This is a genomic window from Roseitalea sp. (genome assembly GCF_984466335.1).
In genome coordinates, this window is record NZ_CFIFWG010000002.1 from 28,508 (window position 1) to 51,264 (window position 22,757).

Annotated in this window: 25 protein-coding genes; 14 read left to right on the forward strand and 11 right to left on the reverse strand. The window is 67.6% G+C overall.

All coding sequences use genetic code 11. From position 1 onward, the window contains the following. Window positions 1-1,398 (forward strand): phosphomannomutase/phosphoglucomutase (locus AC5E6L_RS00485; protein WP_491770507.1); only part of this gene is annotated, 1,398 nt, incomplete at its 5' end. Window positions 1,399-1,412: 14 nt separating this feature from the next. Further along, window positions 1,413-2,417, forward strand: coding sequence for an asparaginase (locus tag AC5E6L_RS00490; RefSeq protein ID WP_491770509.1), 1,005 nt, complete (start codon window positions 1,413-1,415; stop codon window positions 2,415-2,417). Here AC5E6L_RS00490 and AC5E6L_RS00495 read toward each other — a convergent pair whose 3' ends face one another. From AC5E6L_RS00495 to AC5E6L_RS00540, 10 genes are all read right to left on the reverse strand, one after another. Next, complete coding sequence (locus AC5E6L_RS00495) at window positions 2,418-3,782, reverse strand: TIGR03808 family TAT-translocated repetitive protein (protein WP_491229890.1); 1,365 nt, start codon at window positions 3,780-3,782, stop codon at window positions 2,418-2,420. It lies immediately after the preceding gene. Window positions 3,783-3,825: 43 nt separating this feature from the next. Then, window positions 3,826-4,179, reverse strand: a complete 354-nt coding sequence (locus tag AC5E6L_RS00500) for a DUF2267 domain-containing protein (RefSeq protein ID WP_491229889.1) — start codon at window positions 4,177-4,179, stop codon at window positions 3,826-3,828. 110 nt (window positions 4,180-4,289) lie between these two features. Then, the gene (locus AC5E6L_RS00505; RefSeq protein WP_491770512.1) at window positions 4,290-5,267 is read right to left on the reverse strand and encodes an alcohol dehydrogenase catalytic domain-containing protein; all 978 of its coding nucleotides are present in this window, start codon (window positions 5,265-5,267) and stop codon (window positions 4,290-4,292) included. After that, window positions 5,264-6,010 carry an SDR family NAD(P)-dependent oxidoreductase gene (locus AC5E6L_RS00510; RefSeq protein WP_491229887.1) on the reverse strand — a complete coding sequence of 249 codons (747 nt, stop codon included), beginning with the start codon at window positions 6,008-6,010 and terminating at the stop codon, window positions 5,264-5,266. Before AC5E6L_RS00510 ends, AC5E6L_RS00505 begins: the two co-directional genes overlap by 4 nt. Next, the gene (gene hisD / locus AC5E6L_RS00515) at window positions 6,007-7,308 is read right to left on the reverse strand and encodes a histidinol dehydrogenase (protein ID WP_491229886.1); all 1,302 of its coding nucleotides are present in this window, start codon (window positions 7,306-7,308) and stop codon (window positions 6,007-6,009) included. Before hisD ends, AC5E6L_RS00510 begins: the two co-directional genes overlap by 4 nt. 38 nt (window positions 7,309-7,346) lie before the next feature. Further along, on the reverse strand, window positions 7,347-8,387 hold the full coding sequence (locus AC5E6L_RS00520) for an ABC transporter substrate-binding protein (RefSeq protein ID WP_491770515.1): 1,041 nt from the start codon (window positions 8,385-8,387) through the stop codon (window positions 7,347-7,349). Between the two features lie 52 nt (window positions 8,388-8,439). Then, on the reverse strand, window positions 8,440-9,231 hold the full coding sequence (locus AC5E6L_RS00525; RefSeq protein WP_491770517.1) for an ABC transporter ATP-binding protein: 792 nt from the start codon (window positions 9,229-9,231) through the stop codon (window positions 8,440-8,442). Further along, window positions 9,228-9,998, reverse strand: coding sequence for an ABC transporter permease (locus AC5E6L_RS00530; protein WP_491230710.1), 771 nt, complete (start codon window positions 9,996-9,998; stop codon window positions 9,228-9,230). Before AC5E6L_RS00530 ends, AC5E6L_RS00525 begins: the two co-directional genes overlap by 4 nt. Further along, window positions 9,995-10,762 carry an ABC transporter permease gene (locus AC5E6L_RS00535; protein WP_491230711.1) on the reverse strand — a complete coding sequence of 256 codons (768 nt, stop codon included), beginning with the start codon at window positions 10,760-10,762 and terminating at the stop codon, window positions 9,995-9,997. Before AC5E6L_RS00535 ends, AC5E6L_RS00530 begins: the two co-directional genes overlap by 4 nt. Before the next feature lie 214 nt (window positions 10,763-10,976). Continuing rightward, window positions 10,977-12,062: a LacI family DNA-binding transcriptional regulator gene (locus AC5E6L_RS00540; RefSeq protein WP_491770520.1), complete on the reverse strand. Its 1,086-nt coding sequence runs from the start codon at window positions 12,060-12,062 to the stop codon at window positions 10,977-10,979. A 90-nt stretch (window positions 12,063-12,152) separates the two neighbouring features. Here AC5E6L_RS00540 and AC5E6L_RS00545 point away from each other — a divergent pair, with 90 nt between their 5' ends. The 7 genes from AC5E6L_RS00545 to AC5E6L_RS00575 all read left to right on the forward strand — a co-directional run bounded on the left by AC5E6L_RS00545 (window position 12,153) and on the right by AC5E6L_RS00575 (window position 18,141). Then, window positions 12,153-13,433 carry a DegT/DnrJ/EryC1/StrS family aminotransferase gene (locus AC5E6L_RS00545; RefSeq protein WP_491229215.1) on the forward strand — a complete coding sequence of 427 codons (1,281 nt, stop codon included), beginning with the start codon at window positions 12,153-12,155 and terminating at the stop codon, window positions 13,431-13,433. Window positions 13,434-13,504: 71 nt separating this feature from the next. Next, window positions 13,505-14,518 carry a D-cysteate sulfo-lyase gene (gene cuyA, locus AC5E6L_RS00550; protein WP_491229216.1) on the forward strand — a complete coding sequence of 338 codons (1,014 nt, stop codon included), beginning with the start codon at window positions 13,505-13,507 and terminating at the stop codon, window positions 14,516-14,518. Between the two features lie 6 nt (window positions 14,519-14,524). Then, window positions 14,525-15,241, forward strand: coding sequence for a cysteate racemase (gene cuyB, locus AC5E6L_RS00555; RefSeq protein WP_491770522.1), 717 nt, complete (start codon window positions 14,525-14,527; stop codon window positions 15,239-15,241). A 103-nt stretch (window positions 15,242-15,344) separates the two neighbouring features. Further along, window positions 15,345-15,641 carry a ribbon-helix-helix domain-containing protein gene (locus AC5E6L_RS00560; RefSeq protein ID WP_491229218.1) on the forward strand — a complete coding sequence of 99 codons (297 nt, stop codon included), beginning with the start codon at window positions 15,345-15,347 and terminating at the stop codon, window positions 15,639-15,641. A gap of 73 nt (window positions 15,642-15,714) precedes the next feature. Then, window positions 15,715-16,110 carry a VOC family protein gene (locus tag AC5E6L_RS00565; protein WP_491229219.1) on the forward strand — a complete coding sequence of 132 codons (396 nt, stop codon included), beginning with the start codon at window positions 15,715-15,717 and terminating at the stop codon, window positions 16,108-16,110. Between the two features lie 39 nt (window positions 16,111-16,149). Further along, window positions 16,150-16,566: a hypothetical protein gene (locus AC5E6L_RS00570; RefSeq protein ID WP_491229220.1), complete on the forward strand. Its 417-nt coding sequence runs from the start codon at window positions 16,150-16,152 to the stop codon at window positions 16,564-16,566. A 15-nt stretch (window positions 16,567-16,581) separates the two neighbouring features. Continuing rightward, entirely contained in the window at window positions 16,582-18,141 is a 1,560-nt protein-coding gene (locus AC5E6L_RS00575) for a GMC family oxidoreductase (protein ID WP_491770538.1), read from the forward strand. 327 nt (window positions 18,142-18,468) lie between these two features. Here AC5E6L_RS00575 and AC5E6L_RS00580 read toward each other — a convergent pair whose 3' ends face one another. Then, the gene (locus AC5E6L_RS00580; RefSeq protein WP_491229222.1) at window positions 18,469-19,158 is read right to left on the reverse strand and encodes a FadR/GntR family transcriptional regulator; all 690 of its coding nucleotides are present in this window, start codon (window positions 19,156-19,158) and stop codon (window positions 18,469-18,471) included. A gap of 245 nt (window positions 19,159-19,403) precedes the next feature. Between AC5E6L_RS00580 and AC5E6L_RS00585 the strand changes: the two genes are divergently transcribed. The 5 genes from AC5E6L_RS00585 to AC5E6L_RS00605 all read left to right on the forward strand — a co-directional run. Then, window positions 19,404-20,414 carry an aldo/keto reductase gene (locus tag AC5E6L_RS00585; protein WP_491770526.1) on the forward strand — a complete coding sequence of 337 codons (1,011 nt, stop codon included), beginning with the start codon at window positions 19,404-19,406 and terminating at the stop codon, window positions 20,412-20,414. Then, complete coding sequence (locus tag AC5E6L_RS00590; RefSeq protein ID WP_491229224.1) at window positions 20,398-20,826, forward strand: RbsD/FucU family protein; 429 nt, start codon at window positions 20,398-20,400, stop codon at window positions 20,824-20,826. The genes AC5E6L_RS00585 and AC5E6L_RS00590 overlap by 17 nt, the downstream gene beginning before the upstream one ends. Then, window positions 20,823-21,077 (forward strand): hypothetical protein, encoded by a 255-nt coding sequence (locus AC5E6L_RS00595; RefSeq protein WP_491770528.1) that lies wholly within the window; start codon window positions 20,823-20,825, stop codon window positions 21,075-21,077. Before AC5E6L_RS00590 ends, AC5E6L_RS00595 begins: the two co-directional genes overlap by 4 nt. Next, window positions 21,074-22,351: an L-fuconate dehydratase gene (locus AC5E6L_RS00600; protein ID WP_491770530.1), complete on the forward strand. Its 1,278-nt coding sequence runs from the start codon at window positions 21,074-21,076 to the stop codon at window positions 22,349-22,351. Before AC5E6L_RS00595 ends, AC5E6L_RS00600 begins: the two co-directional genes overlap by 4 nt. A gap of 49 nt (window positions 22,352-22,400) precedes the next feature. Beyond that, window positions 22,401-22,757, forward strand: a 357-nt coding sequence (locus AC5E6L_RS00605; protein WP_491770532.1) for a Rossmann-fold NAD(P)-binding domain-containing protein, incomplete at its 3' end; no start/stop codon positions are given.

Here is a 22,757-nt window from a genome sequence, read left to right on the forward strand (position 1 = left end):
GACAAGAAGCCCCAGATCAACCTTCTGGGAATCCAGGCCCTCGGCATGGGGCTCGGCACCCTGATCCGCCGCCTGGGCGCGGGGCCGAAGATCGTCGTCGGCCATGATTTCCGCGGCTATTCCATGTCGATCAAGCTGGCGCTGACGCAGGGGCTGATGGCCGCCGGCGCCGAGGTCAAGGACATCGGCCTGGCGCTCTCGCCCATGGCCTATTTCGCCCAGTTCGCGCTCGATGTGCCGTCGGTCGCCATGGTCACCGCCTCGCACAACGAAAATGGCTGGACCGGCGTGAAGATGGGCTGCGCCCGCCCGCTCACCTTCGGTCCCGAAGAGATGGGCAAGCTGCGCGACATCGTGCTGGGCGGCGACTTCGACATGCCGGGCGGGGGGGGCTACGAGCGCATCGAAGGGTTCCGCGCGCGCTATATCGACGATCTGGTCGACGCTCACGCGATCGCGCGCAAGCTGAAGGTGGTCGCGGCCTGCGGCAACGGAACGGCCGGCGCGTTCGCGCCCGAAGCGCTCGAACGGCTGGGTTGCGAGGTGATCCCGCTTGACGTCGAGCTCGACCACACCTTCCCGCGCTACAATCCGAACCCCGAGGACATGGCGATGCTGCACGCGATCCGCGACGCGGTGCTCGAACATGGCGCGGACGTGGGCCTGGGGTTCGACGGAGACGGCGACCGCTGCGGCGTGGTCGACAATGAGGGCAATGAGATTTTCGCCGACAAGGTGGGCGTGATGCTCGCCCGCGACATCTCGGCGCTGCACCCCAAGAGCGTCTTCGTGGCGGACGTCAAGTCGACCGGCCTTTACATGACCGATCCGGTTCTGAAGGCGCAGGGCGCGACCACCGACTATTGGAAGACCGGCCATTCCTACATCAAGCGGCGGGTGACCGAGCTTGGGGCGATCGCCGGTTTCGAGAAGTCCGGCCACTTCTTCTTCGGTCCGCCCATCGGCCGCGGCTACGACGACGGGCTGGTCACCGCGATCGCCGTTTGCGAGATGCTCGACCGCAACCCGGCCAGGACCATGGCCGATCTCTACCGCGACCTGCCGCTGACCTACGGGTCGCCGACCATGTCGCCCCATTGCGACGACGAGGTGAAGTATGACGTGATCGATCGCGTTGTGAAGCGGTTCCAGCGGATGCATGCCGACGGTGAAACGGTCGCCGGCCATCCGATCGCCGAACTGATCACGGTCAATGGCGTGCGCGTCGTCGCCGACGACGGCACGTGGGGCCTGGTGCGCGCCTCCTCCAACAAGCCCGAACTGGTCGTCGTGGTCGAAAGCCCTGTTTCCGAACGGCGCAAGGTCGACATGTTCCATGCCGTCGATGCCGTGCTGCGCGAAAACGACGAGGTCGGCGCCTACAACCAGACGCTTTGAGCGTCCGGCGCTCCATGGCCAATCCGGTCATAGCAGAGGTGACGCGCGGCGGCCGCCTTGAAAGCCGCCATCGCGGCCGCATCGTCGCCGTCGATGCCGACGGTGCTGTGCTGTTCGCCGCCGGCGATGTCGATGAGCCGACCTATCCGCGCTCGGCCCTGAAGCTTTTCCAGGCGCTGCCGCTCGTCGAGAGCGGCGCCGCCGATGCCTTCGGGTTCGGCGACAGGGAGCTGGCGCTGGCCTGCGCCTCCCATTCCTCGGCTCCGCTCCATGTGGACGCCGTGCTTTCGATGCTCGGCGCCGCCGGCCTGGGCGAGGGCGATCTGCGGTGCGGCGCCCACTGGCCGCTTTTTCGCCCCGACGATCTGGTCGCCATGGCGCGCGATGGCCGAACGCCGGGCCGGGCGCACAACAATTGCTCGGGCAAGCATGCGGGCTTCTTGTGCGTCTGCGTCCATCGGGGCTGGCCGGTGGCCGACTATCTGGCGCCGGATTCGGCTGTCCAGCGCCAGGTTCGCGCCGTCATCGAGGCGCTGACCGGGGTTGCGCTCTCCGCCGACCGGTGCGGCCATGACGGTTGCTCGGCACCGACCTATGCGCTCCCGCTCGCCGATTTCGCCCGCGCGTTCGCCCGGTGCGGCGCCGGGCGCGGCCTTGATCCGGTTCGCGCGGCCGCCGCGCGGCGCCTTCTGGCCGCAAGCATGGCCGAACCGCTCATGGTGGCCGGCGCGGGCCGTTTCTGTACCGACCTGATGGCCGCGTGCGGCGGGCGCGTTTACGCCAAGACGGGCGCCGAAGGGGTCTATGTCGCCGTCGTGCCGGAGGCAGGGGTCGCGGTGGCGCTCAAATGCGACGACGGCGCCGCGCGGGCGGCCGAGGTCGCCCTGGCGGCGGCTCTCCTGCGCGCCCTTGGAGAGGCGCATGATCTGTCGGCCGCGATCGCGCCCTTTGCCCGCAAGCCGGTGCGCGACTGGAACGGGGCCGAGGTCGGCGCGATCCGGGCGGTCGACCCGGCCTGATCAGCCCCTTCTGTTGCCGGCCAGGGCGATGTTGCCCGGCACGCCGTGCCGCGCGCCCAGAAGATCGCCCGTCGTCAGTTCAGCCCAGCGGTGGGCGCGGATCGCCCCGTTGCGCGCCTTGATGACGTTGGCGCTGACCAGCACCCGGCCCGCGCCCGGCGCCTCGGACACGCCGATGCCGACGCCGGCATCGCGGATCACATTCGAGGCGATCACGCAATCGCGCAAGTAGGGGCCCCAGCCGGCATTGATGCCGAAGCGCGCCGCGCCCTCGATCATATTGCCGGTCACGGCCGTGTCCGCCTCCACCGCGATCGCGGTGCCGAAGCCGGGCGGATCGGGCGTATAGGGTCCGGCCGCGACGATGTTGCGGATCACATTGCCCGAGACCGTCGCCGCCCGGCCGCCATCGTTGAAATTGGTCACCGAGATGCCGTTGGCCGCACCGTCGACGATGTTGTCGGCGACGATCGCATTCTCAAAGCCGAACTCCGAATAGATCGCCGTTTCGCCCGAGGCGCGGCAATTGTTGGCGACGATCTGCAAGCCGCGCGCCGCATTGCCCCGCACGGCCGAAAAGGCCGCGCGCTCGATCCGGTTGCCCGTGACCAGCACATTGTCGGCGCGGTAAAGGTTGATCGCGTTGCCCCATTGTCCGGTGCCGCCATTGGCCGCGCCGATGTCGGCGATACGGTTGTTGGCGATGATCGTGCCGTCATGGCCCTCGCTCCAGCGATGGACGATGATCCCGCCATTGGCGCAGGCCGAAATCCGGTTGTCGCGGATGACAAGGCCGGCGCTCTCGACGGCGAACAGCGCAAAGCGCGAAGCGCCCGAAATCGCGCAGTCCGCGATGCGGCCGCCGCAGCGTTCAAGATGGATGCCGTCCCGGCCGGCGCCGCGCACGGTCAGGTCCTCAAGCGTCGCCTCGATCACGCCGCGCAGGTCGATAAGCCCGTCCGTGCCGGTATCGGTCCGGCGGTTCGCGCCGTCGATGACGAGGCCCGAAAGCCGCACCCGGCGCAGGGTTCGGCCGGAGAGCAGCGGGCCGTCGCCGCCATGGACAAGCTGCGTCCGGCCCGGCACGCCGGCGATGGTCGCGCCGTCCGGCAGGTTGATGTCGGAGATCACATAGGTGCCGGCGGGCAGGAACACCGGCATGCCGCGCCGCGCCGCCTCGTCGACCATGCGCTGGAAGGCGGCCGACTGGTCATCGGGCGCGCCGGGCCGGACGTCATGGTCGAGCGCGCCGGTCGAGCCGCGCAGCCCCGGCGGCGGGAGCGGGGACTGCGCCAGAGCGGGACGGGTGGCCGCGAGCGCGGCCAGCCCCGTGCCGCAATGGGTCAGAAAATGGCGTCGGCGCATGTCGGCCTCCCTTTTGGGAGACCCGCTGCAAGGCACGTGCCGGTCAGACGAACTGGCTCAGGCCCGGAATGGCGTTGATGACCTCGTCGACGGGGCCGTCGCCGGCCTGTTCCTTGGCGAACGAGATCGTTTCCTTCGAGATGCCGGAGATTTCGCCCATGCCCATGCCCAGCCCCATCAGTTGCGAGCCAAGGCCCATGACGCCGCCCATCATGCCGCCACCGCCGCCGGCCTGTTCGATGAGATCGCGCGCGCCGGGCATCGCGTCCAGCATCTCGGCGATCCTGTCCTGCGGCCCCTCTTTCTGAAGAAAGCCCAGGATCATGCCGACGGCGCTCCGCGCCTTGTCGGCGTCGATGCCGACAGTGTCGATGATGCGGTTGACGAGCTCGTCCATAGGTGCCTCCGGGCGCGAAATTTTGACGTTTACGTCATAGGCAGATCAGCCGTCCGGTTGCAAGGGCGCACCGGTCCGGCCCGGCTGAATTCGCCACCCCGCGGTGATGATCAGGGCACCAGCACGATCTTGGAGGCGGCGACCCGGCCTGCCCTGAGGTCGGCGAAGGCCCCCGCGCCCTCCGACAGCGGCCGCGTCTCGACCCAGGAAAAATCGCCCAGCGCGCCGGCGAAGATCGCCGCGGCGGTCTGTCGGAAATCCTCGGCCGTATAGGTGTATGTGCCCAAGAAGGTGATTTCCTGAAGCGTCGCGCGGCGGGCGTCGAGCCCGCCCGCCGCCGAGCCGAGCCCGATATGGGCGATCACCCCGCCCGGTGCGGCGGTCGCGAACGCTGCGGCCCGCGTCGCCTCATGGCCGACGCCGTCAATGATGAGGTCTGCCGGTTCGGTGCTGTCTTCGAGTGCCTCGAAAGGCCCGGCATCGGCGATCCGCGCGCGCCGCGCTCGATGGGTCTCGACAAGGCGTATGTCCTTTGCGCCATGCGCGGCCAGCGCCAGCGCCGCCCCGAGCCCGATGGCGCCGCCGCCATAGACCAGGCAGCGCGCTTTCTTCAGGGGCCGGGCCAGAATCCCCTCGGCAAGGCGCACCGCGTGCCAGCCGCAGGCGAGCGGCTCGGCCAGCGCCGCGTGCAGCGCGTCCACCTGATCGGGTATCGCCACCAGATTCCGCTCCGGCATCGCAAGGCGCTCGGCGAAGGCGCCTTCGCGCGGCGGCATGGAGATGATCTGGCGGTCGGGACACAGATTGTCGCGGCCCTCGTTGCAATAGGCGCACATGCCGCAGGTGACGAGCGGGTTGACGGTGACGCGCATGCCCGCGCGCGGTCCGGCCAGAACGGTCCCGGCGGCCTCGTGGCCGAGGATCAGCGGCGCGGGCCGCCTGTCGTCATGGCCCAGATAGGCATGCATGTCCGAGCCGCAAAGCCCGACCGCCTCCACCGCGATCACCGCCTCCGCCGCGGCGGGCGCGGGATCTGGCACCTCGCGATAGCTGAGCTGCTCCGGCCCTGTACAGACGAGCGCCTTCATTTGGCCGTGAAGCCTCCGTCGACGAACAGCACCTGCCCGGTGACATAGCGCGCGGCCGGCGCGCACAGGAAGACCGCCGGGCCGACCAGATCGTCGAGTTCGCCGTTGCGGCCGATCGCCGTCTGCGCGGCGTTCCCGGCGGCGCGTCCGGGATCGGCGAAGACCTTTTCGGTCAGTTCGGTGGGGAAGAAGCCCGGCGCGATGGCGTTGGCGCGCACGCCCTTGCCCGACCATGCCTCGGCCATGGCGCGGGTGAGCTGCGCGACCCCTCCCTTGGAGGCGCCATAGGCGATCGAATCGGCAAAGGCGCGCACCGATTGCAGCGAGGCGATGTTGAGGATCGCGCCGCCGCCCCCGTCGATCATCGCCGGCACCAGCGACCGGGCCAGGAAGAACGGCACGGAGAGGTTGAGGTGCAGCGTCGCGTCCCAGCTTTGGCGGCCGATCGCCCCATAGGGTTCGCGGAAATTGACGCCGGCGGCGTTGATCACGATGTCCGGCGGGCCGAACGGTTCCGAAAGGGTCGAAGCGAAGGCGTCGAAATCGTCGATGGCGGCCAGATCGGCCGCGACGGGCGCGGCGCCATGGGCGGCTTCAAGCCGTTCGAGCGCCTCGGCCCGCCGCGCGACGGCCACCACCCTGGCGCCGGCCTCGGCGAAGCCTTCCGCCAGCCGCCGGCCGATTCCGGCCGACGCGCCGGTGACGACGGCGATGCGCCCCTCAAGACCGAAGGCCCCGCTCATTCGGCCGCCGACAGATCGAAATTGTCCCCCGGAAAATATTTGGCGAGGCGGATATCGGCCGTGCGGGCGTGGCCTTCCATGCCTTCGAGCCGCGAGATGCGCGCGCAGGCCTGGCCGATCCGCCGGTTCGCCTCGCGCGTCGAGCGCTGCCAGGTGACCGTCTTCATGAACTTGCCGACGAAGAGCCCGCCCGTATAGTGGGCCGCGCCCTTGGTGGGCAGCACATGGTTGGGACCGGACACCTTGTCGCCATAGGCGACCGTGGTCTCCTCGCCCAGAAACAGCGAGCCGTAGCTGGTGAGGTTTTCGAGCCACCAGTCCAGGTCTTGGGCCTGTACCTGAAGATGTTCGGGTGCGTACGCGTCCGAGACGCGCACCGCCTCCTCGCGGCTCCCGCACACCATGATCTCGCCGTAATCGTTCCAGGCGGCGCGCGCATTGTCGCGGTTGAGGTCGGGCAGTTCCTCGATCATGGACGGCACCAGCGCTGCGACCTTTTCGGCAAGCGCCCGGTCGAGCGCGATCAGCCAGACAGGCGAGTTGTAGCCGTGCTCGGCCTGGCCGACCAGATCCCAGGCGACGATCTCGGGGTCCGCGGACGCATCGGCGATGACCATCGATTCGGTGGGCCCTGCGAACATGTCGATGCCCACCCGGCCGTAAAGGATGCGCTTGGCCTCGGCGACGAACTGGTTGCCCGGTCCGGCCAGGACCCGCGCCGGCGGCGCGCCGAAAAGCCCGAACGCCATGGCGGCGATGCCCTGCACGCCGCCAAGGTTCAGGACGGTGTCGGCGCCGCATATGTCGAAGGCGTAGAGCACGGCCGGATGGATGCCCTCGCCGGGCTTGGGCGGCGAGCAGGCGGTGACGTGGCCAACGCCCGCCACCCTGGCCGTGGTCACGGTCATGATCGCCGAGGCGACATGGGCGTAGCGTCCGCCGGGCGCGTAGCAGCCGGCCGCGGACACGGGAATCTGCTTCTGTCCGGCGACAAGGCCGGGAACGATCTCGATCCGGCTGTCGGTCAGCGCCGCCTTCTGGCTTTCGGCGAAGCGGCGCACATTGTCGCGCGCGAACAGGATGTCGTCCTTGAGCTTGCCGCAGACCTTGTCGGCGGCCCGGGCGCGCGCCTCCGCGGACACGACGATACCGCCCTCCCACCGGTCGAACTTTTCGGCATAGGAACGGGCGGCGTCATCGCCGCCCGCCTCGATTTCGTCGAGGATGGTCTGCACCACCTCGCGCACGTCCCGCTCGCCGGCCGCCGCGCTTTTGGGCGCCTTCTTCAGATATTCCATCCCCTGTCGGTCCTTTTCTTTGCGCGGAAGCGAAACGTTCACTCGGTCATGTCGGCGAATTCGGCCAGTTCGGGCGTGTCGGCGACAAGCCGCATGTAGGTCGGATCGACGAAGCGCGACGCCGGCAGTTCCTCGGTCAGCGTGCCGGTCGAGGTCATGTAGCCGCCCAGCCCGTCGAACCATTCCTCCACGGTCGACGAACCGTCCGACGCGTCGAGGATTTCGAGCTGTTCCTCCAGCGTGAACATGGGCCGCGTGTCGATTTCCCGCTGTAGGAACCTGTCCGGCAGTTCCACGCCCGACAGCGCATAGAAGTCGGCCATCATCGAGACCGCCTCGTCATTGTTGTTGCGGATGAAGTTCACCCCGCGCAGGAAGACCGCAAGGAAACGGGCGACCATGTCGGGGTTTTCCTGCGCATAGGAGGCCCGCGCGATCAGCGCGCCCGGCACGATGGCCCCGGCATCCTGGCCCGAGCACAAAACTTCGGCGCCCGCGCGCGATTCCAGCGTGTAGATGTTCGGCGCCCAAAGCCCGGCCAGCTTGCCGGTGCCGGTGGCGAAGGCCGAAATGATCTCGCCCTGGTTGAGGTTCACCACCTCCAGATCCTCGGGGTAATTCAGCCCGAAGCTCTCGATGCAGGCCGCCGAGGCGTATTCGCCCGTCGAATTGGTGGTCACGAGCAACCGCTCGCCGACCAGCATGCTCGGGTCGGCGCGGATCGCCTCGACATCGCCGGCCCGCGCCATCATGGCGTTGCCCGCCGATTCATTGTTGGTGATGCCGATGGTGATGATGTCGAAGCGCGCCGCGCCCAGAACCGCCGGCGCCGAGCCGGTGCCGCCGACATCCCAGCTTTCGGACGGCGCGGCGGCGACCTGCGGCGCGCCGGACGGGAAGGTCGTGTAGTTGGGCGCAAGGCCGATTTCGTCCCACCAGCCCTTCTGGTCGGCGATGTAGAAGGGCAGGGCCCAGTAGAGCGCCGGCTGGTAGCTGACGCCGATCTCGTCCTGGGCAAGCGCGGGGCCGCCCAGAGCCGTGGCGGCCAGACCCGCCATCAACACGGTCTTCAGTTTCATGATGAGTTCCCTTCTTCGTTGAGAGCGTTTCCCTGAGAATGCGTTTTTCTTGTTATCGATCGCCGCCCATTTCCTCGCGCAACAGGCGCCAGACCTGCCCGCGCAGATGGGTGAACGAGGGCATTTCCATCACGTCGTCGATCGGATGCTCGGTCCATCGTTCGGCTTGGCGCATCTCGGCGACGGTGATGACCTCCCGGATCTTGCCCGGATTGCGGCCCATCACGACCACGCGGTCGGCCAGATAGACCGCCTCCTCCACCGAATGGGTGATGAACAGGACGGTGCGCGGATTGACCCGCGCCAGCCGCACCAGTTCCTCCTGCATGATGGTGCGCGTCTGCGCATCGAGCGCGCCGAACGGCTCGTCCATCAAAAGGACGCCCGGATCGATCGCGTAGGAGCGGGCGATGGCGACGCGCTGCTGCATGCCGCCGGAAAGCTGGTGCGGATAGCTTTCCTCGGTACCCTCCATCTTCATCAGCTTCAGATAGCGGGCCACCGCCTCGTCGCGCTCGGCCTTCGAGGCGCCCTTGGAGCGCATGCCGAAGACGATGTTCTCATAGACCGTCTTCCACGGGAAAAGCGCGAACTGCTGGAAGACGACGGCGCGTTCGGGGCCGGGGCCGGTGACCTTCCTGCCCGCCACCGCGACGCTGCCCGCGGTGGGGTGTTCGAGACCGGCCACCATGCGCATCAAGGTCGTCTTGCCGCAGCCCGAGGGGCCGACGACGGAGATGAACTCCTTGTCGGCGACCTGGAAATCGATGCCGCCAATGGCCGTGAACGGCGTGCCGCCGCGCGCGAAGACCTTGGTTACGCCCTCGAAGCGGATATCGCTCATGCGCCCCCCCATTTGGCGCGCACGCGGGTTTCCGCAAAGCGCAAGAGATAATCGATGACGAGCCCGGTGAAGCCGATGACCAGCATCGCCGCCATGACGGTGGAGGGGCTGAGATTCTGCTGGCCGACCACCATCACATAGCCGATGCCCGAGGAGACGACGATCAGTTCGGCGCCGATCAGGCTCTGCCAGCCAAGGCCGGCCGAAACCCTCAGGCCCGCCACGATGGAGGGCAGGGCGCCGGGCAGAAGCACCTCACGGGCGATGCGGAACTCGCCGGCGCCATGGGTCTGGGCCGCCTCGATCAGGTGGCGGTCGACAAGCTGGGCGCCGCGATAGGCGTTGATCACGCATGGGGCAAAAGCGCCCGTGAAGATCACCATGATCGGTCCGCCGATGCCGGTGCCGAACCACAAGGCCGCGAACGGCACCCAGGCCAGCGGCGCGATGTAGCGATAGCTCTCGAACAGCGGCGTGAAGATTTCCTCGAACAGGCGGAACCGGCCCATGGCAAGCCCCGCCGGAACGCCGATGATGGCGGCCAGCGCGAAACCGTAGAAGAAGCGCAGGAAGCTCGAAGCCAGATGCTCCTGGATGAGAAAGCCGGCAAAGGGCCGGTTCATCATGGTCCACACCCGGTCGACGACCTCGGTCGGCGAGGGCAGCACGAAGCTGGAGACGAGCCCGGCCGAGACCACGCCCTGCCACAGGCCGAAGAACAGCACGATGCCGGCGAGCGAATAGGGCCATAGCGCCTGCTGCCTCATCGGCTCGCCTGCCACTTGATCAGCCGCCTTTCGGCTTGGCCAAGCGCCTGCGTCGTCAGCGCGCCGGCAATGGCGATCACCACCATCGCAAGCAGGATCATCGCGGTGTTGATGTCGCGATAGGCGGTCGAAAGCACCCGGCCAAGACCCAGGAACGCGCCGACCAGCTCGGCGGCGACCAGCGTCGTCCAGGACGCCTGCAAGGACAGCCGCAGGCCGGTGAAGATCATCGGCAACGCGTCGGGCACATAGACCTCGCGGATCAGCCGCGCCCGCGTCGCGCCGTGAACCCTTGCCGCTTCCACCAGCGTCCGGTTCACGTTGCGCGCGCCAGTGAAGGTGTTGATCACCGACGGCACGAAGGCGGACACGAAGATCACCATGATCTTGGAGGCATCGGTGATGCCGAGCCAGACGATGGCGAGTGGGATCCAGGCGAGTGGCGGAATGGGCCGCAGCAGAAGGAAGACCGGATTGAAGAAAGCTTCGACCCGTTTGTCGCAGCCCATCGCGAACCCCAGCGGAACGCCGACCGCGATCGCCACCAGGAAGCCCGTGATCACCAGCCATAGCGAGTGCGCGAGGTGCTCGACAAGCGTGCCGCCGGCATAGCCGGCCGTCATCATCTGGCTGAAGGCGGCGGCGAACTGGGCGGGGGAGGGGAACCGGTTGGGATCGATCGCGCCCGACACTGTGGTCAGAAGGAGCCATAGCGCCAGCACGACCAGAACGGTCGCCGCGCCGATCCACGCCCGCCGCGGCAAGCGGAAACCCCGACGCTCCACCGACGATGGTTCGGCCAACGCAACCAACGACACCTCCCCTCGCGCATGCTCCGAAAGAGTTTTGTATGCGCTTACATGTATGCGCTTACAATGACCGTGTCGTTCCATGAAATCAACTGGCGCCGCGAAGTTTTTTCACCTTCGCGCGATCGGCGCGGACAGTGGAGCCGTTCCGGCCGCCGACAGCCGGCCTTCAGCGCCTTGGCGGGCCGCTCGATGCCCGGTACACAAGCTGCGTTTCGAGCCGCACCGACTGCAAGGGTTCGTCGCGCTCAAGCCGCCCGATCAGCATCCGCGCGGCGCGGGTCGCCATTTCCGCCCGCGGCGTGCGGATGGTGGTGAGCGGCGGGCCGGTGCAGCTTGCCATCTCGGTATCGTCGAGCCCGGTGACGGTGACGTCGCCGGGGACGTCGAGGCCCAGCCGCCGCGCCTCGCGCAGGGCGCCCATGGCCAGAAGGTCCGAGCCGCACACCACCGCCGTGATGCCCTTCTTTCCGCCCATCAGCCGGCCGAAGGCCGAGGCCGCCGCATCGATGTCGAAAGGCACCTGCTCGACGGCCGCCTCCGGAAGGGGAAGCCCTTGCTTTTCAAGCGTTCGGCGGAAGCCTTCAAGGCGCGCCCGCGCCCGGTCGTTTCCCTTCAGGCGTCCGGACAGATAGCCGATCCGCCTGTGGCCGAGCGCGACCACATGCTCGGTGATCGCCGCCATGGAATCGGCGTTTGAAAACGCGACCTGGACGATATCGCCCCGATCCTCGCGCCAGGTCCATGTGACGATGAAGGGGATGCCGCCCTGCTCCAGCATGCGCCATGTGGCGGGCGTGTGCTCGTGGCCGACCAGCACCAGCGCGTCCACGCCGCGGGCCAGAAGCTCGCGCACCTGCACCTCCTCGATCTCCATGGCGTATTCGGAGCTGGCCACCACCAGCAGATAGCCCGCCTCGCCCAGCCGTCGCTGCAATTCGCCGAAGAAGCTGCCGAAGAGAATGGAGTTGATGCGCGGGAACACCGCGCCGACCATGCGCGAGCGGGCCGAGGCCAGCGATCTTGCCATGCCGTGCGGAATGTAGCCAAGGGACTCGATCGCCGCATCCACCCTGGCGCGCTTGTCGGGGCGTACCAGATCGGGCTGGTTCAGAAAGCGCGACACGGTGGCGGTGGAGACGCCCGCCTGCTGCGCCACGTCGGCCAGTGTGGCCGCGCTGCCGCGCCCGCGCCCCGCCCCGTTCCTGCCGCCCTCCCGCATCGTAAAGCCTATCTGTCCGGCCGGTCCGGCCATGCCGAACCCCTGCCGGTCTCGCGTTGAATCCATTATGAGAATAGTGTAAGCGATTTCAAAAGTCGATGTGAATGGTGTCGGGAGGTGATCATGGTGTCCGAGGCACGGCAATGGGCCGGGACGGCCGATGCGCTGTCCCCGGAGACCGGCCGTCCCGCGGCGCGGACCCGCTTCGACAAGGTCATGAGCGAGCCCGTGCCGATCCCCGAGGCGGCGATCGGCAATGCGGTGAGGCTGATGCGCTCTGGCCGCCTGTTCCGCTATGGCGAGGACACGGGCGGGCAGGGCGAGGCGGCCGCCTTCGAGCGCGAGTTCGCCGCCTTTGTCGGCCGTCCCTATGCGGTCGCCGTCAATTCGTGCGGCTGCTCGCTGTTTCTCGCCATGAAGGCGCTCGGCGTCGCGCCCGGCGACATGGTGCTGTGCAATGGCTTCACCTTGGCGCCCGTGCCCGGCGCGATCTCCCATATCGGCGCCGAGCACGTTCTGGTGGACGTCACCGACCGGCTGACCGTCGACCTTGACGACCTTGAGCAAAAGGCGACCGAGAGCGGCGCCAGGCTGCTCATCCTGTCGCACATGCGCGGCCATGTGGGCGATCTGGACGCGGTCAGGGCCCTTTGCGACCGTCTCGGCGTCACCATCATCGAGGATTGCGCCCATACGCTGGGCGCCCGCTGGAACGGCCGGCCCGTCGGCAGCTTCGGCAAGGTCGCCTGCTATTCGAGCCAGACCTTCAAGCACATCAATTCCGGCGAGGGCGGCATCCTGGCCACCGACGATGCGGACCTTGCCGCCAGGGCGATCGTCCTGTCCGGCAGCTACATGATGTACGGCCAGAACGGCACGCGGCCGGCCGAGGAGGCGTTCGCCCCGATCCGCGACGAGACGCCCAACCATTCCATGCGCATGTCCAATCTCGCCGCGGCGATCCTCAGGCCGCAACTCCATGAACTCAACCGCTGGATCGAACGCTGGAACGATGCCTATCGGCGCATCGAGGCGGGCCTGGGCGCCGTTGCCCATATCGAGCCCATCGCACGCGATCCGCGCGACGCCTTCGTCGGCAGTTCCATCCAGTTCCTCGCCGCGCCCGACCTTCCGCCGGCGGTCACGGCCGCCTTCGTCGAGGAGGCGGCCGCCCATGGCGTTTACATCAAATGGTTCGGCGCCGGGCGGACCGCCGGCTTCACCAGCCGCTACGACCAATGGCGCTACCTGACCGACACGCGCCCCCTGAAGGGCGCCGACCGTGTTCTGCCCCGGCTGCTGGACATGCGCATCGCCGTCTCGTTCACCCCGCAGGACTGCCGGACCATCGTGACGGTTCTTGCCGAGGCCATGGACGCGGCCATCACGAACCGGGCGGACTGATCACCGAGCAGAACCGGCCTTCGAACGCCTGTCCTTTCCATCCGAAACCCGCAACCTCAAGGGACCGACCCATGCATCTCGCCCGCTTCCCACGCATTCGCCTTGGCCATATGCCGACCCCGCTTGAGCCGATGGAGCGGCTTTCCAGGCATCTGGGGGGGCCGAAGCTTTGGGTGAAGCGGGACGACTGCACGGGGCTTTCGACCGGCGGCAACAAGACGCGCAAGCTCGAATTCCTGATGGCGGACGCGGTGGCCCGGGGCGCCGACATCGTCATCACGCAGGGCGCCACCCAGTCCAACCATGCCCGCCAGACCGCCGCGGCGGCGGCGAAGCTGGGCCTCGACTGCACGATCCTGCTCGAAGACCGCACCGGCTATGCGGACGAGGCCTATACGCTCAACGGCAATGTGCTGCTGGACCGGATGCATGGCGCCGGGATCGCCAGGCGGCCCGGCGGCGCGGACATGCAGGCCGAGATGGAGGCGATGGCGGACGATCTGAGGGCAAGCGGCCGCACGCCCTATGTCATCCCCGGCGGCGGCTCGACGCCGGTCGGCGCGCTGGGCTATGTCAACGCCGCGCTGGAGCTGGTCGCCCAGGCCAACGAGATGGGCCTCGGAATCGACCATCTGGTGCACGCGACCGGCTCGGCCGGCACCCAGGCCGGTCTCGTGACGGGGCTGTCGGCGATGAACGCGCAGCTTCCGGTGCTGGGCATCGGCGTGCGCGCGCCGCGCGACAAGCAGGAGGCCAGCGTCCACAGGCTCGCCGAGGCCACCGCCGAACATCTGGGCATTCCGGGCACTGTCAAGCGCGAGAGCGTCGTCGCCAATTGCGACTATGTCGGGCAGGGTTACGGCCTGCCGACCGAGGGCATGGTCGAGGCGACGAAACTGCTCGCCCGCACCGAGGGGATCCTGCTCGATCCGGTCTATTCGGGCAAGGGCATGGCGGGCCTGATCGACCTGGTCGCAAAAGGCCATTTCGGCAAGGACGACAATGTGGTGTTCCTGCACACCGGCGGCGCCGTGGCGCTGTTCGGCTATCCGGATGCCTTCGGCCTGCCCGGCTATGCGGCCTGACCGGACATGGTGACGGAGCGCGCCATCGGCATTGTGGGCGGCATGGGGCCGGAGGCGACGGTCGAACTGATGCGCCGCCTCGTCGCCGCCACGCCCGCGGCGGACGATGCCGGCCATGTGCGGCTTCTGGTCGACAGCAACCCCAAGGTGCCCTCGCGCATCGCCCATCTGATCGAGAAGACCGGGCCGGACCCGACGCCGGTCCTGGTCGATATGGCGCAGGGGCTCGTGCGCCAGGGCGCTGCGGCGCTCGCCATACCGTGCAACACCGCGCACACCTATCTGCCGGCGATCAGGGACGCGGTTCGGGTGCCGGTGCTCGACATGGCGCGCCTGAGCACGGCGGCGCTGACCGCGCTCGATCCCAGACCCGGAAAGGTGGCGCTTCTGGCTTCGCCCGCGCTGCGGATCGTCGGGCTTTACGATGCGCCCTTCGCCGAGGCGGGGCTTGCGCCGCTCTACGCGGAGGGCGAGGCCGAACAGGCGCTGCTGGCGATGATCCGCGCGGTCAAGGCGGGCGGTCCCTCGGCACGGGACCGGGCGCGCTACGAGGCGGCCGTTCAAGGGTTCGCCGAGGCCGGCGCGGACGCGTTCCTGATCGCCTGCACCGAGCTTTCCGTGATCGATCGGCCGCGGGTCGGCGGCCTGCCGCTGCTCGACACGCTCGATGCGCTGGTGGACGCGATCCTTGAAGCGGCCGGCAAGATGCCGGGCCGCCGCTAGGCCGGACGGCCGACGGGAGGGACCGATCGGCGCAAGATCGCCGCAGCTTGTCATCGGCCTGGCGCGGACCGATAATTCGGCACGAACACCGGGAGGAACGACGATGTGCCGAATCTTTGCGGGCCAGGACCCGGCCAGCTATGAAAGCGAGACGCGCTCGCTGCGCGTCAACGGGCAGAGCACGTCCATTCGCCTTGAAGTGGCTTTCTGGGACATGCTTGACGGCATCGCGGAGGCTGAAGGGTTCTCGACCCCCGCCTTCATCTCCAAACTGCATGCCGAAGTGCTGGAACTTTACGGCGAGGCGAGAAATTTCACCTCGCTGCTGCGCTGCGTCTGTCTGCAATTCCTGAAACGGGAGGCCGGACGGCTGGAGGCGCCGCTGGCTGCGGCCCGGTAGTAGCGGAATAACACCAACGGGCGTTTGCCACTCCCCATACTGGCCGAAGCTGGCCGGCAACCGGGAGGAAACCGTGGCAAAAGCCATTCATTCGATGATCCGCGTGCTCGACGAGGCGCGGTCCGTCCGCTTCTATCGGACGGCGTTCGGGCTCGACGTCGCCGAGCGGCTCGAATTCGACAGTTTCGTTCTGGTCTATCTGCGCAATCCCGAAGCGGATTTCGAGGTCGAGCTGACGATAAACAAGGGTCGCCAAGTGCCTTACGATCTGGGCGACGGCTACGGTCACATCGCGTTCTGCGTCGACGATCTCGATGCCGAGCATGCCCGGCTGACCGAGGCGGGGCTGTCGCCGCGCAAGCTCGTCGATTTCGCTCCGGGAGGCGAGGTCATCGCCCGCTTCTTCTTCATCCAGGACCCGGACGGCTACGAGATCGAGGTTCTGCAACGCCACGGGCGCTATCGCTAGGCCGGACCGGGAGCGCGGCCCGACAACAGGGAGGAAACCATGACAATATCCCCAGGAGGCGGCGCCGACGGGGCGCTGCTGCATCGCATGGTCCGGGTGATGTACCCGCATGCGCAATTCGGCGATGCGCCCTATGAGCGGACCTGCGATGCCGTGCGCGAGGCGGCGAACGAGAGCGTCGCCCAGGCCCTGATGTTCGCCGAGGGCCTGCGCGCGCTCGGGGCGTCCGGCTTTGCGGACATGGCCGACGATGCCGCGCTCGCCCATCTCAAATCCATCGAGCAGACCCCCTTCTTCCAGTCTGTGCGCGGCACGGCCGTGGTCGCCCTCTACAACGACGCGGAGGTCTGGGAGCATCTCGGCTACGAGGGGCCGAGCTTCGACAAGGGCGGCTACATCCATCGGGGTTTCGACGATCTCGACTGGCTGCCCGAGCCGCCCATTACCGAGCTTTGAGGGGGAACCATGGCAATGATTGCGCATGATGAAGCCGCCGTCGTCATTATCGGGTCCGGCGCCGGCGGCGGCACGATCGCCTATGAGCTGACCAGGGCAGGCATTGCCTGCGTGCTTCTGGAAGCGGGCCCCTACCTCAAGCCGGAGGACTACAGGAACGACGAGTGGGAGGCTTTCTCCCAGATGGCCTGGCTCGATACGCGCACGACCAGCGGAAGCTGGCGGGTGGCGCGGGATTTCTCGGGCCTGCCGACATGGCTGGTCAAGGCGGTGGGCGGCACCACGACCCACTGGGCCGGCGCCACGCCGCGCTTTGTCGACCATGAGTTCAAGGCGCTGTCGACCTATGGCGCGGTCGAGGGCGCGACGCTTCTGGACTGGCCGCTCTCGCTCGACGAGATGGCGCCCTTCTACGCCGCCGCCGAGGACGCGATCGGCTCGACGCACACCAACGGCCGGCCGGCGCTGCCCGCCAACAACAATTACAAGGTCTTCGCCAACGGCGCCGAGCGGGTCGGCTATGCGCGCTATGCCACGGGGCCCTACGGCACCAATGCCGAACCCTATGACGGGCGTCCGGCCTCGATCCAGGACGGGTTCAACTTCCAGGGCGACAAGAACGGCTCGAAGTGGAGCACCGCCGTGCGCGAAATCCCGCGCGCCGTCGCCACGGGCCTTTGCGACCTGCGGCCCGAGTGCCAGGCGGTCAGGATCACCCATGACGCCGAGGGCAGGGCGGACGCGGTGCTCTATGCCGACAAGGACGGCAATCTGCACCGCCAGGCGGCCCGCGCCGTCTGCGTGGCCGGCAATTCGATCGAGAGCCCGCGCCTTCTGCTCCTGAGCCAATCGAACAGGTTCCCCAGCGGGCTCGCCAACGGCTCCGACCAGGTGGGCCGCAACTATATGCGGCACATGACCGGCTCGATATATGCCTGGTTCGACAAGCCGGTGCGCATGTATCGCGGCGAGACCATGGCCGGAATCGTCAAGGACGAGGCGCGGCACGACCCCTCGCGCGGCTTCGTCGGCGGCTACTACATGGAAACGCTGTCGCTCGGCCCCGCCTTCCTGTCCAGCTTCATCGAGCCCGGCATGTGGGGTCCGCGGTTCACCGGCATGATGGACCGCTACGCCAATATGGCGGGGATGTGGATCGTCGGCGAGGACATGCCGCAGGCGACGAACCGGATCACCCTGTCGGATACCGTCAAGGACCGCTGGGGCCTTCCGGCGCCGAACGTCCATTTCGACGATCACCCCAACGATGTCGCCATGCGGACCTATGCCTACGAGAAGGCCGAGGCGCTCTACGAATCGGTTGGCGCCGTCGGCACGCATCGCACGCCGCCCTATCCGTCGACCCACAATCTGGGCACCTGCCGGATGAGCGAGCGGCCCGAGGACGGCGTCGTCGACAAATGGGGCCAGGCCCACGAGGTGCCGAACCTGTTCGTCTCCGACGGCTCGGTGATGACCACCGGCGCGGCGGCGAACCCGACGCTGACCATCGTCGCGCTGGCCATCCGTCAGGCGGGTCACATCGCCGAGCGGTTGAAGTCCGGCTCACTATAGCAAGCCCGGCGGAGGGGCTTGCGACGCGCGGAACGGTGACGACGCGCACGGGCGGTCCTCGAAGCCGCCTTGTGTCCTCACCGTCCGGCGGGCCGTTTGAAGGGATGAAGGGGGGAGGAGGTCGATGGGCAACAGGGCCGCCATCGTGCCGGCCCGCTCGCCGACCCGGCCATCGCCTCCGGCCCGGTCGTTGCGAATGGCGCCCGCGTTCGGCGTCATGAAGGCGCAGCGGCCGCGCGGCGACCGGATCATCGACAACGGTTCGATCCCGGCGACGAAACCGCGTCTTCATTTTGAATCGGACGCCGTGCGCGTGCGCCCGCCACCCTACTCCCAGACGTCGACCATAGCCTGGCCGACGAAATCGAGATGCGCGGTCATCGCGTGTCTGGCCGTGTCGCTGTCTCTTGAAGCGATGGCCCTGGAGATGCTTGTGTGGTCGCGCAATATCCGTTCCCGCACATCGCTCATGTCGGCCAGGTGCTGGTGGAACCGCTTGTCGATATCATGCGTGCGCATGTTCCAAAGCGCCTCAAGCTGCCCGCGCAGAACCTCATTTGCGCTGGCCTCGGCGATCGTCATGTGAAACGTGCGGTCGTTGCCGGCGCACCACGTCCCCTGCCGCGTCTGCCGGGCCATATCGGCGAGGGCCTTCTCCAGGCGCGCCCGCTGGTATCGATCGACGTTCCTGGCCGCCAGCGCCGCTGCCTCGGGCTCCAGCAGGCGGCGCACCCTCATCACCTCGATCGGCGATGCGCCGTGCTCGCTGATCGCCTCATGGTCCCTGGTGCCCGACACGAAAGCGCCGACGCCGACGCGGACCTCGACCAGTCCCGCAACTTCCAGCGCGATCAGAGCCTCCCTGACGGTTGGCCGCGAAACACCGAAGCTTCGGGCCAGGTCGCGTTCGGACGGCAATTGCGTGCCGCGCCGGAGTTCGCCGGACAGGATCAGGTCGCGGATCTGGTCCGCGATTTGAACGTAAAGCTTACGGTTTGCGACCGCCCGAAGTCTCATCCGGTCCTTGCGAAGCGCTCAATACCCGAAACAGGGCCGTTCGGATTGCCTGCGCAATGACAACATATAACTGGTAAGGCCGCTTGACAACAAGATAGGCGGGCACAATAAATCGCCATAAAGGTGCATGGGGCAACGCTGAAGCCGAACCCCCATGCAGGGCCTCATCGCGCTTCAGGGGACAAGGGTTCGTGCGACTGAAGGTGACAGACACGTCCGTCTTGAACCGGCGGACAAGCAGGCCCGTGCCGCTGACCCGCCTGGGGTTCGGCGGCGCGCCCTTGGGCAATCTTTATCGCAAGGTCGGCGACCAAGAGGCGCAGCAAACGCTTCGGGCGGCCTTCGATGCCGGCATCCGCTATTTCGACACGGCGCCGCAATACGGGCTTGGTCGCTCCGAGGAGCGGTTCGGCGTCGCCATCGAGCGGTTCGGCCGCGGCGCCATCCAGCTTTCGACCAAGATCGGCCGCCTGCTCGTGGATTGCGAACCGCATGAGGTCACGCCCGAGGCCTTTGTCGACGTGCCGCAGAAGCGGATCGTCTTCGACTACACCTATGACGGGGTGATGCGCTCCTACGAGGCCAGCCGGCAAAGGCTCGGGGTCGCCAATGCCGACATTTTGCTGGTCCACGACGTCTGCGCCTTTTCGCAAGGCAGCCAGCAAGCGAGCGAGGCCAAGGTGCGCGAACTGTTCGACGGCGGTGGCTACAGGGCCTTGAGCGAACTGCGCGAGGCCGGCGAGGTTGCCGCCATCGGCGCCGGCGTCAATGAATGGCAGGTCTGCGAGAGGTTGCTCGGGCTTGGCGATTTCGACGGCTTTCTTCTGGCCGGGCGCTATACGCTGCTGGAACAGGAGGCGCTGGAGAGCTTTCTGCCGCTGTGCGAGAAGCGGGACGTCGGCATCATCCTCGGCGGGCCCTACAATTCGGGCATATTGGCGACCGGCGCGGTGCCCGGCGCCAAGTACAATTACGCCGATGCGCCCCAGGACATATTGGACCGCGTGCGCCGGATCGAGGCGGTCTGCTCGGCGCACGATACGCCCTTGATCGCGGCCGCGCTGCAATTCGTGCTCGGCCACCCGAGCGTCAAGACGGTCGTGCCCGGCGCCGCCGATCCGGCCGAAGTGCGCACCAATGTGGCGCTGCTCGAACGCCCGATCCCCGCCGCGCTCTGGTCCGATCTGCGCGGCGAAGGGCTGATCCGGCCGGACGCGCCTGCGCCTGTTGAGGCCGACAGTGCTGCGCGGCATTGACCCGATCCTGTCGCCCGACCTGCTGCATGCCCTGCGGGCGATGGGGCACGGCGACGACATCGTCGTCGCCGACGCCAACTTTCCGGCCGAAAGCGCTCCGCCGAAATGCATCCGCGCCGACGGCTCTTCGGCGAGCGCCTTGCTGCGCGCGATCCTGACGGTCATGCCGCTCGATGGTTTCGTGCCCGATCCGGCGATCGCCATGCAGGTGGTCGGCGATCCGGATGCGGTGCCCGACGCGGTTGCCGACTTCCAGCGTATCATCGACGAAGTCGCCGACAATGCCGCACGGATCCAGACGCTGGAACGGTTCGCCTTCTACGAGCGCACGGCCAAGGCGTTCGCCGTCGTTCAGACCGGCGAACGCAGGCTATATGGCAACATCATCCTCAAGAAGGGCGTCATATCGTGACACGGATCGAGGTCCGCCACACTGCCGGGCTCGTCACCGAAGCGGTTCCCGCACCGGTCGGCTGCACGCTGGCGGGCAGCCATCAACGCCGGCTGGAGACGACGGATGTCCTTGTGGCGGCAAGCCCCTCCGGGCAGTGGGCGGTCGCGGCCGCCGATCGCTGGAAACAGCCGACGACAGAAAGGGTGACGGCCGTGTTTCCTGAATCGCGTGACGTTTCGGCCGCATCGCGCCCGCGGGCGGTTCGATGACGGCCATCACCGGTCTGCGCACCTTCGATCTGCGGTTCCCGACCTCGCAGGCGCTCGACGGTTCGGACGCCATGAACCCAGACCCGGACTATTCGGCCGCCTATGTGGTTCTGGAGACCGACGGCGCCCATGAGGGGCACGGGCTGACCTTCACCATCGGGCGGGGCAACGAGGTGTGCGTTGCGGCGATCGAGGCGCTCGGCGCATTGGTCAAAGGGGTCACGCTCGACTGGATCACGCAGGACATGGGCCGCTTCTGGCGCCATGTCACCGGCGACAGCCAGTTGCGCTGGATCGGCCCGGACAAGGGCGCCATCCATCTTGCCGCCGGCGCCGTCATCAACGCCGCCTGGGACCTGTGGGCCAAGGCGGAAGGCAAGCCCGTCTGGCGACTGGTCGGCGAGATGGGCCCCGAGGCGATCGTCCGGCTGATCGATTTCCGCTACATCACCGACGCGCTGAGGCCGGACGAGGCGCTCGATATTCTGCGCGCGGCCGAGACGGGCAAGGCCGGGCGCATCGCCACCCTCAAGCGCGAGGGCTATCCCTGCTACACCACATCGGCCGGCTGGCTCGGCTATTCGGACGACAAGCTGCGCCGTCTTTGCCGGCAGGCGCGCGAGGCGGGCTTCACCCACACCAAGTTCAAGGTCGGGCACGATCTCGACGATGATATCCGCCGTCTGACCATCGCGCGCCAGGAGCTTGGCGAGGACGCGGCCATCATGATCGACGCAAACCAGGTCTGGGAGGTCGATCAGGCCATCGACTGGGTGCGGAAACTGGCGTTCGCGCGGCCGTTCTTCATCGAGGAGCCGACCAGCCCCGACGATGTTGCCGGTCATCGCGCGATCCGTCAGGGCGTCGCGCCGGTCAAGGTGGCCACCGGCGAGATGTGCCAGAACCGTGTCCTGTTCAAGCAGTTCATCACCGGGGGCGCCATCGATATCGTCCAGATCGACGCCTGCCGCCTGGGCGGGCTGAACGAGGTGCTCGCGGTGCAACTGATGGCGGCCAAATATGGCCTGCCCGTCTGGCCGCACGCAGGCGGCGTGGGCTTGTGCGAATATGTCCAGCATCTGTCGATGATCGACTATGTGGCCATCAGCGGCGAGAAGGACGACCGGCGCATCGAATATGTCGACCATCTGCACGAGCATTTCGTCGATCCTTGCATCGTCGAGGGCGGCGCCTACAGGGTGCCGACCGCGCCGGGGTTCTCGATCCGGATGAAGGACGCCACATTGCGCGATTTCCGGTTCGACCGCCCGTGAACGAGACACGGAGCCTGGTTTTGGGCCGTCATCGAAGGAGGGCCGGCAAGTGAGCGTCACGTTTCGGATCCTGACGCCCGATGCGCAATATTCCGATGATGCCACGGTCGAGCGCCAGACGGGCGGAAAGGACGCGCGCTGGCACGTCTTTCGGGAACGCGGCGATGGCTGGCGCGCCATTCCGGCAGACCTGATCGCGAACGCCGACGCGCTTGTCGTCTGGCACGAGACGGCTATCGACCGGCCGCTCATCGACCGCCTGAAGCGCTGCAAGGTGATCGTGCGGGCGGGCGCCGGCTTCGACCATATCGATCTTCAGGCCGCCGCCCGGGCCGGCATTCCTGTCTGCAACACGCCGGACTATGGCACCAGCGAGGTCGCCGACCATGCGTTGGCGCTTTTGCTG

Excerpts from the sequence above, each read along its gene's own strand:
- AC5E6L_RS00490 (WP_491770509.1), top strand. The coding sequence starts at position 1,413 with ATGGCCAATCCGGTCATAGCAGAGGTGACGCGCGGCGGCCGCCTTGAA.
- AC5E6L_RS00495 (WP_491229890.1), bottom strand. The coding sequence starts at position 3,782 with ATGCGCCGACGCCATTTTCTGACCCATTGCGGCACGGGGCTGGCCGCG.
- AC5E6L_RS00500 (WP_491229889.1), bottom strand. The coding sequence starts at position 4,179 with ATGGACGAGCTCGTCAACCGCATCATCGACACTGTCGGCATCGACGCC.
- AC5E6L_RS00505 (WP_491770512.1), bottom strand. The coding sequence starts at position 5,267 with ATGAAGGCGCTCGTCTGTACAGGGCCGGAGCAGCTCAGCTATCGCGAG.
- AC5E6L_RS00510 (WP_491229887.1), bottom strand. The coding sequence starts at position 6,010 with ATGAGCGGGGCCTTCGGTCTTGAGGGGCGCATCGCCGTCGTCACCGGC.
- hisD (WP_491229886.1), bottom strand. The coding sequence starts at position 7,308 with ATGGAATATCTGAAGAAGGCGCCCAAAAGCGCGGCGGCCGGCGAGCGG.
- AC5E6L_RS00520 (WP_491770515.1), bottom strand. The coding sequence starts at position 8,387 with ATGAAACTGAAGACCGTGTTGATGGCGGGTCTGGCCGCCACGGCTCTG.
- AC5E6L_RS00525 (WP_491770517.1), bottom strand. The coding sequence starts at position 9,231 with ATGAGCGATATCCGCTTCGAGGGCGTAACCAAGGTCTTCGCGCGCGGC.
- AC5E6L_RS00530 (WP_491230710.1), bottom strand. The coding sequence starts at position 9,998 with ATGAGGCAGCAGGCGCTATGGCCCTATTCGCTCGCCGGCATCGTGCTG.
- AC5E6L_RS00540 (WP_491770520.1), bottom strand. The coding sequence starts at position 12,062 with ATGGCCGGACCGGCCGGACAGATAGGCTTTACGATGCGGGAGGGCGGC.
- AC5E6L_RS00545 (WP_491229215.1), top strand. The coding sequence starts at position 12,153 with ATGGTGTCCGAGGCACGGCAATGGGCCGGGACGGCCGATGCGCTGTCC.
- cuyA (WP_491229216.1), top strand. The coding sequence starts at position 13,505 with ATGCATCTCGCCCGCTTCCCACGCATTCGCCTTGGCCATATGCCGACC.
- cuyB (WP_491770522.1), top strand. The coding sequence starts at position 14,525 with ATGGTGACGGAGCGCGCCATCGGCATTGTGGGCGGCATGGGGCCGGAG.
- AC5E6L_RS00560 (WP_491229218.1), top strand. The coding sequence starts at position 15,345 with ATGTGCCGAATCTTTGCGGGCCAGGACCCGGCCAGCTATGAAAGCGAG.
- AC5E6L_RS00570 (WP_491229220.1), top strand. The coding sequence starts at position 16,150 with ATGACAATATCCCCAGGAGGCGGCGCCGACGGGGCGCTGCTGCATCGC.
- AC5E6L_RS00575 (WP_491770538.1), top strand. The coding sequence starts at position 16,582 with ATGATTGCGCATGATGAAGCCGCCGTCGTCATTATCGGGTCCGGCGCC.
- AC5E6L_RS00580 (WP_491229222.1), bottom strand. The coding sequence starts at position 19,158 with ATGAGACTTCGGGCGGTCGCAAACCGTAAGCTTTACGTTCAAATCGCG.
- AC5E6L_RS00600 (WP_491770530.1), top strand. The coding sequence starts at position 21,074 with ATGACGGCCATCACCGGTCTGCGCACCTTCGATCTGCGGTTCCCGACC.